14 protein-coding genes are annotated in these 15,526 nt (G+C 43.7%); 11 read left to right on the top strand and 3 right to left on the bottom strand.

Annotated elements, in window-relative coordinates; genetic code table 11:
• Nucleotides 1-3 precede the first annotated feature (3 nt).
• From PVE40_RS00545 to PVE40_RS00525, 5 genes are all read left to right on the top strand, one after another.
• On the top strand, nt 4-660 hold the full coding sequence (locus PVE40_RS00545) for a CBS and ACT domain-containing protein (RefSeq protein WP_274729934.1): 657 nt from the start codon (nt 4-6) through the stop codon (nt 658-660).
• 206 nt (nt 661-866) lie between these two features.
• A complete protein-coding gene (locus PVE40_RS00540; protein ID WP_274729933.1) occupies nt 867-1,400 on the top strand; it encodes a hypothetical protein in 534 nt (177 codons plus the stop codon).
• Nucleotides 1,401-1,469: 69 nt separating this feature from the next.
• Nucleotides 1,470-2,363: a M15 family metallopeptidase gene (locus PVE40_RS00535; protein WP_274729932.1), complete on the top strand. Its 894-nt coding sequence runs from the start codon at nt 1,470-1,472 to the stop codon at nt 2,361-2,363.
• A 35-nt stretch (nt 2,364-2,398) separates the two neighbouring features.
• Nucleotides 2,399-3,031: a glycoside hydrolase family 73 protein gene (locus tag PVE40_RS00530; protein WP_274729931.1), complete on the top strand. Its 633-nt coding sequence runs from the start codon at nt 2,399-2,401 to the stop codon at nt 3,029-3,031.
• 19 nt (nt 3,032-3,050) lie between these two features.
• On the top strand, nt 3,051-4,148 hold the full coding sequence (locus PVE40_RS00525) for an ATP-grasp domain-containing protein (RefSeq protein ID WP_274729930.1): 1,098 nt from the start codon (nt 3,051-3,053) through the stop codon (nt 4,146-4,148).
• A 61-nt stretch (nt 4,149-4,209) separates the two neighbouring features.
• Here PVE40_RS00525 and PVE40_RS00520 read toward each other — a convergent pair whose 3' ends face one another.
• A complete protein-coding gene (locus PVE40_RS00520) occupies nt 4,210-4,485 on the bottom strand; it encodes a hypothetical protein (protein WP_274729929.1) in 276 nt (91 codons plus the stop codon).
• Between the two features lie 165 nt (nt 4,486-4,650).
• On the opposite strand from PVE40_RS00520, the gene pcrA reads away from it, so the two are divergent.
• The 6 genes from pcrA (at nt 4,651) to gatB (ending at nt 13,555) form a co-directional block, all read left to right on the top strand.
• Nucleotides 4,651-6,927, top strand: coding sequence for a DNA helicase PcrA (gene pcrA, locus PVE40_RS00515; protein WP_274729928.1), 2,277 nt, complete (start codon nt 4,651-4,653; stop codon nt 6,925-6,927).
• A 48-nt stretch (nt 6,928-6,975) separates the two neighbouring features.
• Entirely contained in the window at nt 6,976-9,000 is a 2,025-nt protein-coding gene (ligA, locus tag PVE40_RS00510) for an NAD-dependent DNA ligase LigA (protein ID WP_274729927.1), read from the top strand.
• Complete coding sequence (locus tag PVE40_RS00505) at nt 9,000-10,145, top strand: CamS family sex pheromone protein (protein WP_274729926.1); 1,146 nt, start codon at nt 9,000-9,002, stop codon at nt 10,143-10,145. Before ligA ends, PVE40_RS00505 begins: the two co-directional genes overlap by 1 nt.
• Before the next feature lie 210 nt (nt 10,146-10,355).
• Nucleotides 10,356-10,661, top strand: coding sequence for an Asp-tRNA(Asn)/Glu-tRNA(Gln) amidotransferase subunit GatC (gene gatC / locus PVE40_RS00500; protein ID WP_274729925.1), 306 nt, complete (start codon nt 10,356-10,358; stop codon nt 10,659-10,661).
• Nucleotides 10,658-12,112, top strand: coding sequence for an Asp-tRNA(Asn)/Glu-tRNA(Gln) amidotransferase subunit GatA (gene gatA / locus PVE40_RS00495; protein WP_274729924.1), 1,455 nt, complete (start codon nt 10,658-10,660; stop codon nt 12,110-12,112). Before gatC ends, gatA begins: the two co-directional genes overlap by 4 nt.
• A gap of 12 nt (nt 12,113-12,124) precedes the next feature.
• Nucleotides 12,125-13,555 (top strand): Asp-tRNA(Asn)/Glu-tRNA(Gln) amidotransferase subunit GatB, encoded by a 1,431-nt coding sequence (gene gatB, locus PVE40_RS00490; RefSeq protein ID WP_274729923.1) that lies wholly within the window; start codon nt 12,125-12,127, stop codon nt 13,553-13,555.
• Between the two features lie 211 nt (nt 13,556-13,766).
• Here the strand turns inward: gatB and PVE40_RS00485 are convergent, their stop codons facing one another.
• Together PVE40_RS00485 and pgmB are read right to left on the bottom strand one after the other, a co-directional pair.
• Nucleotides 13,767-14,792 (bottom strand): LacI family DNA-binding transcriptional regulator, encoded by a 1,026-nt coding sequence (locus tag PVE40_RS00485; RefSeq protein ID WP_274729922.1) that lies wholly within the window; start codon nt 14,790-14,792, stop codon nt 13,767-13,769.
• 63 nt (nt 14,793-14,855) lie between these two features.
• Nucleotides 14,856-15,515, bottom strand: coding sequence for a beta-phosphoglucomutase (gene pgmB / locus PVE40_RS00480; protein WP_274729921.1), 660 nt, complete (start codon nt 15,513-15,515; stop codon nt 14,856-14,858).
• Nucleotides 15,516-15,526 lie beyond the last annotated feature (11 nt).

Genomic DNA, 15,526 nt, shown 5'->3' with positions numbered 1-15,526 from the left:
TCCATGGATGTAAATAGTTATATGACAAAAGAAGTGATTACCATTGATCCAAAAACAAAAATTTTGGATGCATTGGACTTAATGAAACAACACAATATTCATCGTCTTCCGGTTGTGGAAGGAAACCGAATCATTGGTTTGATAACAGAAGGCGTCATTGAACGCAATACGCCATCGACCATGACGAGCTTAGATATGCATGAGGTCAATTATTTGCTGAACAAAACCAATGTGGGCGATATTATGGAGAAAAAAATTATCTCGATCCATAAGGAAGCATTGCTGGAAGAAGCAGCAATCAAGATGCGTCAAAATAATATCGGAGTTCTACCGGTCGTAGAAAATACAAATCAGATTGTGGGGATTATTACCGAGAAAGATATTTTTGATGCATTCGTTGATGTGCTCGGCTTTTACACACCCGGTGTCCGCGTTGTAGTGAACATCCGAGAAGACCGTAAAGGCGTCTTGGAAGAAATTACAGATTTCTTCTATGAAGCGGAAATGAACATCCAACAAGTAGCCGTCTACCGGAAATCGGATATCATCCAGGTGATTATTCAAGTAGACAGCGACGATGTGGATGGCATCCGCACCAACTTAGAAAGCAAAGGATATGAGGTAGGATCCATTTTGTATAAAGATCCCACAGCTTTATGAGTTAAGAAGACTTCTGAAACCTCAGTTCATACCTAGAATTTTTGGGTATGACTGAGGATTTTTTATAAATAAATCATCTTTTTGAACAGGCAATTCAGCTCACTTGTGTAGTTTGATAAAACGGTTTTGAGTCGCAAATGTTTTAAGTGCGTCATACACGTGGGAAGTGTATAATAATAGTAATCAATGATTTGAGGAGGCTTTTTATGAATCAGGCATTAGTGAGTATTGTATTACATGCAATCAAAGAGCAATATGTCAGTGAAAAAGCATTTTATTCTAGTCAATTAGGGATCTCTTCTCAGAGCTGGGATCGGTGGAAAAAGGGAGAACACGGACTGAAACCAGATAACATGCAAATCGTAGCGAAGCTTTTTAGCGATTACGAATGGATGTTGGTGCAGAAAGTGGCTCGCAACGCCGATATTTTACCAGAAGTAGCAGATGAGCCGGTTCGCGAATATCAGTTTCTCAAGTATCAAATTGCAAAAAAATGGCTTACTTCTGGACTAGCTTCCATGAAGTGGCTCAGTATAGAAGAAAGCCAGGCTGAACAACCTGTCCGTAAAGCATCGATTACAACCTTACGGCTGGAAGCAAATTATGATTTTTGGAGTTACAAAGACATTATTAACCTTCGTTTACCAAGTGTCATCAGACAACAAATTGAAACGAAAAAGGTTGATTTACTTGCCTGGATGAGCGAAAATGATCCAGATACCATTCAAACGATGAAATAAAGCACGTCATGGAAGATAGAATATGTTATCATGAGGAATAATTAATGATTAAAAAGAAGGAATAAAAAAATGGCAAGGAAATACGAACAAAAAAGAATAATGAAGATGTTGTTACTTAGCGGTTTAACCGTAGTCAGCTTGAGCGGGTGCGCAGTCGTTGAAGATCTGTGGGGAGAACTCACAGGAAATGCAGCTTCGTCTGAAACGACGGATAGTCAAACAACATCGGCTTCCTTTGAGACGGAAACAAGCGAAGAGCCAGTGGAATCATCAGAAGAGAGTGCGGAATCCATCCAGTCAAGTTTGGCCGACCAACTCATTGATGTACCGGAGGCCCATACTTCGGATTGGAATCTTATCCTCGTCAATAGAGACCATCAGCTTACTGCTAACTTAGAATTCGAACCGTACTATACGGAAAATGGGTTCATTTTAGACCAACGGATTGCGGAGCGTTTCGAAGCCATGTTAGCGGATGGACGGGCGCAAGGGATGGAATTTGTCCTTGTTTCTACGTATCGTACCCTTGCTGATCAACAAGCAAACTATGATTCAGTTTACCAATCGTATCTGAATCAAGGGATTTCTCATGAAGAAGCAGTCAAAAAAACAGAAGATTATATTGCTTTGCCAAATGCGAGTGAACACTCGACCGGTTTAGCGTTTGATATTACCGAACCAGACTTGTATTACCAAAAAGACATGGGGTTGGTGGATGACTTTGACCAAACATTAGAGGCACAATGGCTGTATGAACATGCACCAGAATACGGTTTTATCCTGCGCTATCCGAAAGGAAAAGAAGCGGTCACTTATATTCAGTATGAGGCATGGCACTTCCGCTACGTAGGGGTAGAGAATGCTCAGTATATGCAGGAAAATCAGTTAACCTTAGAAGAATACATTGAAATTCTGCAACACAATGAATCAATCCGGCAACAGATGGAAGCAAACAGTGAATAAAGGATTTGACGGAGTTCTGGTTTCAAGGAGGAACTATGCCAAGGAAAAAGTGGAGCAAAAGTAAGAAAAGAAACGTGCAGGCTGCTGTAGAAAAAGGAGTGCGCATTCTCTTTGCCATTCTGATCGTTTACATGGCAGGATACACAATCTTGACGAACACTCGTTCCCCAGAAGAGGAAACGAAAGAGGTCGAAGAGCACACCTCATTCATTGAATTAGTGGTTCCTGTAGCACAGAAAATGCAAGAAATATACGGGGTACGGGCCAGCATCAGCATCGCTCAAGCCATTCTGGAATCCAATTGGGGCATGAGTGAGTTAGCCTTGAACTACAATAATTTATATGGAGTGAAGGGGGACCCGGAGGAATCGGTCTTGATGGAAACGCAAGAATTCGTGGATAACGAATGGATTACCATCCAAGATTATTTCAAGGTGTATGAAAACTTCGCAGCTTCGATTGAGGATCATGCTCAATTAATGGTGGAAGGAACTTCGTGGAATCCCACTTTGTATCATCCTGTTTTGAATGCTCCAACTTACCAAGAAGCAGCAAAGGCACTCCAACAAGCAGGATACGCCACAGATCCAACCTATCCACAAAAGGTCATTGATATCGTCGAACAATACGAGTTATATAAGTATGATTTGCCTGTTCAACAACAATAGGAAAGTAGGGGAGAAGGAAATGGTACAAACAATTCTACCAGGGCAGACAATTGGCATTATTGGCGGCGGGAAAGCAGCACGCTTACTTGCCTTAAAAGCACAAGAAATGGGCTACTATGTTGGGGTGCTGGCAAAAAATCGCCACTACCCAGCTGTCCGTGTAGCTGACTGGTGGATGGAGCACCGCCCGAATGAGCCGGCAGTCCTATTAGAACTAGCAGAGAAGTCTGCTGTGCTTGCCTTTGTGGCGGAGGAACTCGATATGGACGTTCTTTCATCACTTCTTCCTTATATTCAACTACCTCAGTTCAGTGAATCTCTCTCCATCACCCAAGACCGACTGATTGAGAAGGTCTTTTTGGAGTCCTTAAACATCAATGTGTTGCCTTATGCAACCATTACGACTCTGGTAGATATTCAAGAAGCAGTTCAGAGCATTGGGTATCCTTGTGTATTAAAACCAATTCGGGTAGAGCCGAACCAACCGAAGAATCTCTTCCTCTATAGCGAAGCAGACTTTCATAAGGCAGAGAAACTGCTGGCTACGGGAGCATGTCTGCTGGAATCGTGGATTCCTTTTGAGAAAGAAATGGCCGTTACCTTTATAGTAGACGGGAATCAAACGGTGACGTCCTTTCCAATTGTGGAAACGTGTCATCAAGATGGTGTCCTAAAAAGAACGGTCTTACCAGCTCCGGTTGAAGCAGACATGCGAGATGCTATGAAGGAAATCGGCGAGAGAATCGCCAGAGCGATGGAAATCGTCGGGATTGTAACAATTGAATTGTTTGTTACTTCAGCCGGCATGATCTACGTCAAACGTATTTCTACCCAGCCTCATGCCGCTACCGATTACTCGCTTGATTTGTGCAACCTTTCGCAGTATGAAGCTTTGATTCGAGCGATTACAGGAAGAACGGTACCAGAGATTACTTGCAGTGATCCAAGTATTACCTATTATGTGGATGCTTCGAAAATGAAACAGGTAGTTGCTGCCTTGCCGGAACATCCGGAATGGTGCGTCCGTTTCTATTCACACACAGCGGCTGATGAAGCGGGATTAGTGGGGCAAGTGACGGTTCGTGCAACAGAAGTGGATGAATTTTTTACCGAATAGAAATGCAAAAAGAACTCGAGCCGAGCAAATGGCTGGAGTTCTTTTTGTGTGGAGCGGTATGTTATATATTTCGATTAATAAAATATACTGCTGGATAATAGGGCATACGGAATACTCGAGAAGCGATGTACTTAAAAAGAACGGTATCCGCAAAAGGGAATTGGATGGTTGTTCTTCGAGGAGGCGGAAGGAACCCTTCTTGGGTGAGTTGAATGACTTCCTGCTTTCCTTCGGCGACTTGATTCGCCAGAGAAACGCTGCTCTCCATATTGCTGAGCCAAAGAATACTAATAAAGGCAAGAACGAATAAATAAATCGAAACCTCTTTTTTCTTCACGGCGGGTCCCCCAATACTGACATACCTTATTATAGCGCTTTCTTTGAAAAACAGCCAGATAATTTTTGGTGGTTTCGTTGCTGTTAGGGAGTGAAAATGATAGACTAAATCATGATGCTTATTTTGAAAATAGCTGAGAATAAGAGACTGATAAGAAAAGAAAGGATGGCCATTGTGCACGAACATCATTTACTATCTGGCTTGAACCCCAAGCAACAAGAAGCCGTACTGAAGACGGAAGGCCCACTGTTAATCATGGCCGGAGCTGGCAGCGGCAAGACACGTGTCCTTACCCATCGAATGGCCTACTTACTAGAAGAAAAAGGGGTAAACCCTTGGAATATATTGGCAATTACCTTTACGAATAAGGCAGCAAAAGAAATGAAAGACCGAGTCATCCGCATCGTCGGTCCAATCGGCAATGACATGTGGGTTTCCACCTTTCACTCCATGTGTGTGCGAATCTTGCGCCGAGAAGCAGAGCAAATTGGCTACTCCCGCAACTTCACCATTAGCGATCAGAGCGAAACAGAAACGTTAATGAAGCGAATCGTAAAAGAGCGCAATCTTGATCCTAAAAAGTATGAGCCTCGGATGATTTTAGGGAAAATCTCCACAGCCAAAAATGAACTGTTGACCCCCAAGGCTTACGCCAATATGACGGGCAATCCGTTTGATCAGATTGTAGCGGAATGCTACCAATCCTATCAACGGGCGCTGGAAAATGCACAGTCAATGGACTTTGATGACTTGATTATGTTGACTGTACGCTTGTTTGAAGAACATCCAGATATACTAACGTACTACCAGAACAAATTCCATTACATCCATGTAGATGAATATCAAGACACCAACTACGCCCAATACCAATTGGTTCGGTTAATGGCGAAGAAGTTCGAAAACATTTGTGTGGTGGGCGATGCCGATCAAAGTATTTACGGTTGGCGTGGAGCAGACATGACCAATATTTTGAACTTCGAACATGACTACCCGAAGGCCAAAGTAGTATTGTTGGAACAAAACTACCGTTCAACGAAGAATATATTGAAGGCAGCCAACGGAGTCATCAGCAATAACCAAAACCGTAAGGAAAAGAACTTATGGACAGACAACGACGATGGGGAACGGATTACGTATTACCGCGCCCAATCTGAGCACGATGAAGCACGTTACATCGTGTCAACCATGCAAGAACAAAAAGAAAAAATGGGTCGTAAATACGGTGACTTTGCCATTTTGTACCGTACCAATGCCCAATCACGGGTAATTGAAGATACCCTGGTAAAGTCAAACATCCCTTACAAAATGGTCGGCGGACGGAAGTTCTACGACCGAAAAGAAATTAAAGATGTGATGGCGTATTTGCGTCTCCTTTCCAATCCGGCCGATGATTTGAGTTTCAACCGAATCATTAATGTACCCAAGCGTGGAATTGGAACGGTCAGTCTGGAACGTCTTTATGCGTTTGCGGACCAGTACCAGTATTCCTACCTAGAAGCGGCTCAGAATGTCGCCTTATCCCCTTTAACAGGGAAAGCCGCAAAAGAAACGGCCAACTTTGCTAAAACGATTACTGACTTACAAAAAATGGCAGAATTTCTTTCCATTACTGAGTTAGTGGAAGAGATGCTGAAAAAAACGGGTTATTTAGAAACGTTGAAGCAAGAAGGTACGCTAGAAGCGGAATCTCGAATCGACAACATCAACGAGTTCCTGTCAGTCACACAAGAATTCGAACGGTTGAACGAAGGCGAGTCAGACTTAGTAACCTTCTTAACCGACCTGGCTCTGGTATCGGATTTGGATAATGTGGAAGAAGAACCGCAAGAAGAAGTGACCTTGATGACCCTTCATGCAGCCAAAGGATTAGAGTTTCCGGTTGTCTTTATCATCGGGATGGAAGAAGGAGTTTTCCCATCGTATCGTTCCTTGATGGAAGAAGCTGAAATGGAAGAAGAACGGCGGTTGGCGTACGTAGGAATTACCCGTGCAGAGCAACAGCTGTACTTGACCAATGCCTATAGTCGCTTGTTATATGGCAGGACGCAAAACAATCCAGCTTCCCGATTCTTAGAAGAGATGGCAGAAGATGTACTGGAAATGGCGAATGGTGCGGCCAGAAGTCCATTCCTTGCTGCCTCCACTTCGAATGAACCGACTACTTACCAGCAACGCTGGAAAAATGAACGGTATCAGCGTGCCTTTAGTGAAACCCATCAACCAAAAGTAAAAACAGAAACGCAGTCAATCTCCCAAAAAGGGAACAGCGGGGCTGATAAACTTACTTGGAAAACAGGGGACAAGGCCAGTCACAAAAAGTGGGGAGTTGGCGTGGTCGTTCAAACAAGCGGCGAGGGAGACGGATTGCAGTTGGATATTGCATTCAAGGACATCGGCATCAAACGTCTGCTTGCTTCCTTCGCTCCCATTGAGAAAGTATAAGGAACCATCAGATTCATCATTTCGTTCAGTAAAGGAGACGAGTGGTCCATGAAAAAGAGAACATTAGCAGAATCAGAAGAGCGAGTAGTTACCTTACGAGAAGAGTTATCGAAACATAGCTATGCGTATTATGTCTTGGATAAACCTTCCATCACCGACCAGGAGTATGACCAGTTGTATCATGAATTGGTAGAGATTGAAACGGACTATCCGGAACTGATTACCTCTGAATCCCCTACGCAACGAGTGGGGGGAACGATTTTACCAGGATTTGAGAAAGTAACTCATGATGTGCCGATGTTAAGCCTAGGCAATGCTTTCAATCAAACCGACTTGTTGAATTTCGACCAGCGCGTGAAACGCCTGACTGATCGACCGATTCAATATATTTGTGAGTTGAAGATTGATGGGCTTGCGGTTTCTCTACGTTATAAAAATGGCATATTCCAACAAGGAGCAACGCGCGGAGATGGTGTGGTTGGAGAAGATATCACCCAGAATTTACGTACCGTCAAAGCGATTCCATTACAGTTAGCCGAGCCGTATACGTTTGAAGTGCGCGGCGAGTGCTATATGCCGAAAGCCTCCTTTGCCAAGTTGAATGAAGAGCGAGATGAAAAAGGACTGGAAATTTTTGCGAATCCGCGTAATGCAGCTGCTGGTTCGTTGCGTCAATTGAATTCCAAGGTAACAGCCAGTCGGAACTTAAACGTGTACTTATACAGCGCTGCGAATTTCGATGAGCTGGAAGTAGATTCTCAAGAAGAACTCCTGAAGAAGTTGGCTGCAATTGGACTGCGGACGAATCCAGAACGCCGGTTGTTTGATTCAATTGAAGAGGTTTGGTCCTTTATCGAAGAAATGACCGCGAAACGTCAACAGTTACCGTATGAAATTGACGGAATTGTCATCAAAGTAAATGACTTTGCGACACAAGAAGAAATTGGCTATACCGTTAAGGCACCGCGTTGGGCGATTGCCTACAAATTCCCGGCAGAAATTAAAGAAACAGTCGTGCGAACCATTGAATGGACAGTGGGCCGTACGGGAGTGGTCACGCCAACTGCGATTATGGATCCCGTATTCGTGGCTGGATCAACCGTGCAACGTGCTAGTCTGCACAACATTGATTTATTGCAGGAAAAAGACGTCCGAATTGGCGATACCGTTCTGATTCATAAGGCAGGCGATATCATCCCGGAAATTCTGGGAGTTGTGCTGGAGAATCGTTCGAGTGATAGTGAACCGTACCCGATTCCAGAAACATGCCCGGCGTGCGGCAGTCAGTTAGCCCATCTGGAAGAAGAAGTAGCATTGCGCTGTCTGAATCCAAAATGTCCTGCTCAAATTAAAGAAGGGTTGAGTCATTTTGTTTCCAGAAACGCAATGAATATTAGTGGTTTAGGTGAAAAAGTCGTCAGCCAGATGTTTGAAAAAAGGCTGGTAAAAGACGTAGCGGGACTATATACTTTGACAATGGAAGATTTACTTCAATTGGAAAAAATTAAAGAAAAATCTGCCACAAATATTTTGAACGCAATCGATGCAAGCCGCGATAACTCCTTGGAGCGTCTCTTATTTGGTCTAGGAATTCGCCATGTTGGAGCAAAGGCTGCCCGCATGCTTGCTCAAGAATTTGAGACGATTGAACGTTTGATGACCGCTACAAAAGAAGAGATTGTTGCGATAGAAGGATTTGGCGAGATTATTGCCGATAGTGTCGTTGCTTATTTTTCTCTGCCAGAAGTAGCCGATTTACTAGAAGAATTCCGCCAAAGTGGTGTGAATCTAACTTATAAGGGAAGTAAAAAAATAACCATTGCGCCACAAGAATCGATATGGCAAGGAAAAACAGTGGTATTAACTGGTAAATTAAATCATTACACCCGTCAAGAAGCGACGGAAATGATTGAGAATTTAGGCGGAAACGTAACGAGCAGTGTGTCGAAGAGTACCGACTGGATCGTTGCGGGACTGGATGCAGGCAGTAAGCTCAAAAAAGCAGAGTCACTCGGCATCCCAATATGGACCGAAGCAGAAATGCTGGAACATTTAGAAAGAAGTGAACGTTAGTGAAATGGACGAAGACAGGAGGGAAGCTGGGCTTTGTATTGGCCTCTCTTCTTGTTCTTACCGCTTGTACCGATGTGGAAGAACAGCCCGAAACAAATACAAATATGCAAACACCTAACCAAAGTACGGTTCCGGCACAAGCAACGAATAATCAATTATCAAATGATTACTACCGGGCCCTGATCGTGGATGGCAAATATCAACCAAGTAAAAATCGTGGGGTAAGCTTGAGCCTGAATTCTTCCATCAACATGAAAGATTTTGAGTCCGGCTTGTTGGAAGTCGCAAAAGGCGTTTTTCCGACCGATCAGTATTTTTTCCAAGAGGGACAATACATTGATGCGGAGACCGCTACTAGTTGGTTGAGCCGTCAGTCTGAAGAAAATCCAAATGGGTTGAATCCAGCTGGAAATGGCGAAAATGACCCAAGTAAGCGAGTTCCGATTTATTTGGATCAAATTCTAGAACAAAACTTCATGGTTCAAACCGATGCAGGCTACCAGCTTGGCGGGATTGCTATTGGACTGGCTATGAACCAGATTGACTACTATAGCGTAAAAGACGAGAATGAAAACTTTGAGTTTTACGAGCAGGACTTAGATATGGCGCAAGTTGAAGAACGGGCAAAAGAATATGGGAATAAAGTTGTTTCACGACTGCGGGAGATATCTGGTTTAGAGAGTATTCCGATTACGGTAGGGATTTTTGTACAGGCACCGCAAGATAGCTTAGCAGGCGGTGTGTATCGTTTTGAAGGCCTTTCGCAAGAAGGCGGCGAAGTAGCAGAATGGGTTCCGCGTAACGAAAAGAAAGTGCTGTTCCCAACGGAAGAAGAGTCGGAAGATGCGTCTCATTTTGCTAACTTCCGTAACCAAGTGCAAAACTTTTTCCCAAATTTGAGTGGAATAACGGGGATTGGCCATTATCGTAATGATCAATTACTTTCCTTGAAGATTGACGTGATGACACAGTTCTACGGTGAAACAGAAATGATTGCCTTCACCCAACACATCACCGATGCGGCAACGCAGTACTTGCCGGAGAATGTTCAAATTGAAATCAATATCAAATCGATTAACGGAACGGAAGCCTTTTTGGCGAGAGAACAAGGGAACCAGACCTTCAATTTCCACATTTTCGATTAAACGGAGTGATGAAATGCGTTTTAGACCCGAATCGTTGGACTGAATACAGGTAGTTCTTAGGAACCTTACTCAGTCTGACGCATGTCGGGTCTGCATTTTGGATTAAATTCCAGGAAATATAAGGAGTCGAGTTATCTCAGCCTCTTTTGTGCTAAAATAATACAATGTAGGTAAACAGTCCTAAATAAGGAAAAGGAAGAAGGGGATCAAATGAATATTAGCGAAAACCAAGTACGCCATGTTGCTAAATTGGCAAAGTTAGAATTTCAACCTGATGAAATTACTCATTTTGCAGAACAAATGAATGATATCATCCATATGATTGAACAGTTAAACGAAGTAGATACAACAGATGTCCCGGTAACCACACACGGCTACGAAATGAAAAATGTCTTGCGTGAAGACATAGCTGAAACAGGCACCGACCGAGAATTGTTAATGAAGAATGTAAAGACTTCAGATAACGGAATGATTCAAGTGCCAGCAATTCTAGATAGCGAGGTAGAAGGTGCATGAATATATTCGATCACACACTAACAAGCTTGCATGAAGGCTTGAAAAATAAAGAGTTCACTTCTGTAGAGTTGACTAAGGAAGCCTTCAAGCACATTGCTGAAGTAGAACCGAAAGTAGACGCATTTATTACCTTAAATGAAGAAGCGGCATTAAAAGAAGCAGCTGCTGCGGATGAAAAAGGTTATGCAGACGGCAATATTCTACGCGGAATTCCACTAGGGATTAAAGATAACATCGTAACAGAAGGGGTAACCACAACAGCGGCAAGCCGTATGTTGGAAGACTTCTTGCCAATCTATGACGCAACCGTTGTAACCAAGTTAAAAGAAGCAGGCGCAGTCAATGTTGGGAAGTTGAACATGGACGAGTTTGCCATGGGTGGTTCTTCAGAAACGTCCTACTTCAAGCAAACCAAAAACCCATGGGATACCACGCGTATTCCAGGTGGTTCTTCAGGCGGTTCCGCTGCCAGTGTGGCTGCCGGTGAAGTGATTGCTTCATTAGGTACCGATACAGGTGGATCCATCCGCCAACCAGCTGCTTATACCGGTTTGGTAGGGATGAAACCAACATACGGACGGGTATCTCGTTACGGACTCATCGCCTTTGCTTCCAGCTTAGATCAAATTGGGCCGTTCACACGTACCGTTACTGATAACGCACATCTTTTGGAAGCAATCAGCGGATACGATCCAAAAGACTCGACGAGTGCAAAATTAGAAGTACCAAAATTCAGTGCCAACTTGAATGGGAAAGTAGCAGGCATGAAAGTTGCCTTGCCAAAAGAATACTTCCAATCAGGTGTATCAGAAGAAATCCAAGCAGCTGTGAAAAAAGCAGCAGCGCAGTATGAAGAAATGGGCGCAGTTGTTGAAGAAGTTAGCTTGCCGACTCTTTCTTATGGAATTCCAGCTTACTACATCATTGCTTCTTCAGAAGCATCTTCAAACTTGCAACGTTTTGACGGTGTACGTTATGGATACCGTGCAGAAGACACAAGCTCGTTAGAAGAATTGTATGTGAAAACTCGTTCCGAAGGGTTCGGTATGGAAGTGAAACGCCGAATCATGTTGGGAACATTCTCCTTGAGTGCAGGTTACTACGACGCCTTCTTTAAGAAAGCAGGTCAAGTACGTACTTTAATCAAGCGCGACTTTGCACGTATTTTCAGCGAATATGACTTTATTTTAGGACCAACCACAACGTCTACTGCTTTCCGTTTAGGTGAAAAGATTGATGATCCGTTGGCAATGTATATGTCTGACCTATTGACCGTAACGACAAACTTAGCCGGCGTGCCAGCTATTTCTGTACCAGGTGGCTTCTCTAAAGAAGGTCTGCCAATCGGGCTACAATTGATTGGAAACTACTTTGAAGAAGAAAAACTGTACCAAGCAGCATATGCCTTGGAACAAGCGAATGATTATCACACCAAACACCCAAACTTGTAGGAGGCGAACGAGATGAATTATGAAACAGTCATTGGGCTAGAAGTCCATGTGGAATTAAAGACCGAGTCAAAAATATTCTCCCCATCTCCAGCACATTTTGGGGCAGAACCAAACACAAACACAAATGTCATTGACTGGGGTTACCCAGGCGTGCTTCCTGTGTTAAATAAAGGTGCCGTTGAATATGGAATGAAAGCAGCGTTAGCATTAAACTGTGAAATCAACCGTTCCACGCACTTCGACCGCAAAAACTACTTCTATCCAGATAATCCAAAAGCTTATCAAATTTCTCAATTGGACCAACCAATTGGCTATAACGGCTGGATTGAAATTGAAGTAGAAGGCAAAAAGAAAAAAATCCGTATTGAGCGTGTGCATTTAGAAGAAGATGCTGGGAAAAACACGCACGGCACAGACGGCTATTCCTACGTTGACTTGAACCGTCAAGGCACTCCGTTGATTGAAATTGTTTCAGAAGCGGATATGCGTTCACCAGAAGAAGCGTATGCGTATCTAGAAGCATTGCGCGAAATTATTTTATATACCGGTGTATCGGACGTGAAGATGGAAGAAGGATCCATGCGTTGTGACGCAAACATTTCCATCCGTCCATACGGTCAAGAACAATTTGGTACCAAAGCAGAGTTGAAAAACTTAAACTCCTTCAACTTTGTTCGTCGTGGATTGGCTTTTGAAGAAAAACGCCAAGCGAAAGTGCTGAATGCAGGCGGAGAAATCTTACAAGAAACACGTCGTTACGACGAAGCAACCGGCGACACCATCTTGATGCGTGTGAAGGAAGGCTCCAGTGACTACCGTTATTTCCCAGAGCCAGACGTTCCAGCACTAGAAATTTCAGAAGAATGGATTGAAAAAGTCCGTGCTCAATTACCGTCTATGCCAAAAGAACGTCGTCTCATTTATACGAAAGAGTACGGTTTGCCAGATTATGACGCAATGGTGCTTACTTTATCGAAAGAAATGTCTGATTTCTTCGAAGAGACTGTAGCAACAGGCGTAGATCCAAAACAAGCTTCCAACTGGTTGATGGGCGAAGTTTCTGCTTACTTGAACAGCGAAAAGCTTGAACTAGCAGATACAAAATTGACTCCAGCGAACTTGGCTGGCATGATTACCTTGATTGAAGATGGCACCATCAGCTCGAAGATGGCGAAGAAAGTTTTCCGTCTCCTTGCTACAAAAGGTGGCGACGCGAAAGAAGTCGTAGAAAAAGCAGGGTTGATTCAATTATCAGATTCCGCTCAACTATTGCCAATCATCCAAGCCGTGTTGGATCAAAACCAACAATCAATTGATGATTTCAAAGCAGGTAAAGACCGCGCACAAGGATTCTTAGTCGGTCAAATCATGAAACAAACAAAAGGCCAAGCAAACCCAGGAATGGTAAACAAACTGTTGGCTGAAGAATTAAATAAACGCTAAAAAAGAGAGTCGAGGACTGCTGGAAAGCAGTCTTCGACTCTTTTATTTTTGTGGTTTTGCGGAAGTGGACAAGTGGGGACCCTGAAAGGAGCTCACTTGTCCAAAAAAGTAAAAAACGGACAAGTGAGCCATAAAATGAGGAGGCACTTGTCCAAAAAAAGAAAAAATGGACAAGTGAGGCTAAACATACACCCCGACTTGTCCAAAAAGTTTAAATCAATTGTTTACTGATGTTTCGCACGGTTTCGCGCTCGACTAATTGATGCGGAATCACGATACGCATCCCATTTGGAGCTGTTTTGTGGTGCAGCTGGTCAATGAGCGAATCGGTGCCGCGTCTGCCTAACTCTTCAATATCAATATCAATACTCGTGAGATAAGGGTGCAGCAAGGTTGTGAAGATCGAGTTGTTGAAGCTGATAATCGAAAGGTCATCGGGTACTTGATGACCATGGAATTGCGCCAGCTGCAACACTCGTAGCGCAAAAATGTCGTCAATCACGACTGCAGCTGTTGCTTGCGTCTCGTGAAGAATATGTTCAAAATGCATGTAATCTTCTGGTTGTTGAAGCTTCACAGCTGGGAAAGGTTCCAACTTCGCAAGTATCAATGCCTTCTGGTAGCCGAAGTACCGTTCGAAATAAATCAGTTCCTCAGTCGTATTGGTGATGAAGAGGATGCGCTGATGACCGTTTTTGATTAAATAATCGGCCGCATGCTTACCAAGTAACTGATTATCGTTGTCTACATACGCTACTTGCTCTTCGTTTTGGTAGGGCTGGCCAATCAAGGTGAACGGGATTGCTTGCTGGATTAGGTAGTCAATGATTGGATCAGAGCGGTCTGAGTAGAGCAAGATAAAACCATCCACTTGTTTTTGTAAATGCATTTGTTGCACATTATCCAGCAAGTTGGCAAAGTTACGTGCAGACGCGATAGCGGTGGCCATTCCATTTTCGTGAGCTTCTTCGTTAATGGCTTCAATGATTTCCAGGTAGAAAGGATTTCCCAGACGCTCCTTGGAATCAAGGGGTGGGAGAATAACGCCAATGGCGTTGGCTGTTCGCTTTCCCAGATTTTGGGCAGCCTTGTTGGGCACATACCCCATCTCTTCCATCACCTTGCGAACTTTCTTTTTGGTGGCGGCAGAAATACTAGGATGGTCGTTGATGACGCGTGAGACGGTAGAGGTAGCTACCCCTGCTTTTTTTGCCACGTCTTTTACGGTAACGGTCACTTACTCACTCCTTTCCTCTTTTCTTCTATCATAACCCAAGAAAGGCCTTTCCAAAAGAATAAATCACGCGTGCCAAACGTTTTCTAAATACTCAAAGGTTAAATGAGCGGTGTCTGGAACAATTGCAATGTCTGAGCCTAAGTCTTCTGGCTGGCCGACGCCGATTGGAAGGGCACCGGCTGCTTTAATGGCTGCAATTCCTGCCTTTGCATCTTCAATTCCCACACATTGTTCGATCGGTACGCCAACCATTTCAGCGGCCAACAAGAACAAGTCGGGAGCTGGTTTGCCGTTTGATACAGCAGCTGGATCTGCGATTGCATCGAAGTAGTCGGTTAAGCCCATTTGTTCTAATAAGAAAGGACCATTTTTGCTTGCAGAAGCGAGAGCAATCTTCACATCTCGAGCTTTCAATTCTTTCAAAAGAGTTAAGATGCCTGGGTAGATCTCTTTTGCAGAAAAGTCTTGAATCGAATCTACATAGTAATCATTTTTTGAAGCCGCAAAAGCTTGGAACTCTGCTGGCGTATAGCGGTCTGCTTGACCGCCATGTTCCAGAATGAGTGACAATGAATCTTCACGGCTCACGCCTTTTAGCTTTTCGTTGAAAGTGCGATCGATAGTAATTCCTAATTCATTGGCCAGTCGTTTCCAGGCAATGTAGTGGTATTCCGCTGTGTCGGTAATGACACCGTCTAAGTCGAATAGCGCTGCTTGAAACATGAGTGTTTCCT

It is taken from the genome of Jeotgalibaca caeni, assembly GCF_028863945.1.
In the GTDB taxonomy this organism is placed as follows: Bacteria; Bacillota; Bacilli; order Lactobacillales; family Aerococcaceae; genus Jeotgalibaca; species Jeotgalibaca caeni.
This window is presented reverse-complemented; position numbering and strand designations above follow the sequence as displayed.

Bases quoted from the DNA above. Each gene is read 5' to 3' on its own strand.
- PVE40_RS00545 (WP_274729934.1), top strand. From the start codon at position 4: ATGGATGTAAATAGTTATATGACAAAAGAAGTGATTACCATTGATCCA.
- PVE40_RS00540 (WP_274729933.1), top strand. From the start codon at position 867: ATGAATCAGGCATTAGTGAGTATTGTATTACATGCAATCAAAGAGCAA.
- PVE40_RS00535 (WP_274729932.1), top strand. From the start codon at position 1,470: ATGGCAAGGAAATACGAACAAAAAAGAATAATGAAGATGTTGTTACTT.
- PVE40_RS00530 (WP_274729931.1), top strand. From the start codon at position 2,399: ATGCCAAGGAAAAAGTGGAGCAAAAGTAAGAAAAGAAACGTGCAGGCT.
- PVE40_RS00525 (WP_274729930.1), top strand. From the start codon at position 3,051: ATGGTACAAACAATTCTACCAGGGCAGACAATTGGCATTATTGGCGGC.
- pcrA (WP_274729928.1), top strand. From the start codon at position 4,651: ATGGCCATTGTGCACGAACATCATTTACTATCTGGCTTGAACCCCAAG.
- ligA (WP_274729927.1), top strand. From the start codon at position 6,976: ATGAAAAAGAGAACATTAGCAGAATCAGAAGAGCGAGTAGTTACCTTA.
- gatC (WP_274729925.1), top strand. From the start codon at position 10,356: ATGAATATTAGCGAAAACCAAGTACGCCATGTTGCTAAATTGGCAAAG.
- gatA (WP_274729924.1), top strand. From the start codon at position 10,658: ATGAATATATTCGATCACACACTAACAAGCTTGCATGAAGGCTTGAAA.
- gatB (WP_274729923.1), top strand. From the start codon at position 12,125: ATGAATTATGAAACAGTCATTGGGCTAGAAGTCCATGTGGAATTAAAG.
- pgmB (WP_274729921.1), bottom strand. From the start codon at position 15,515: ATGTTTCAAGCAGCGCTATTCGACTTAGACGGTGTCATTACCGACACA.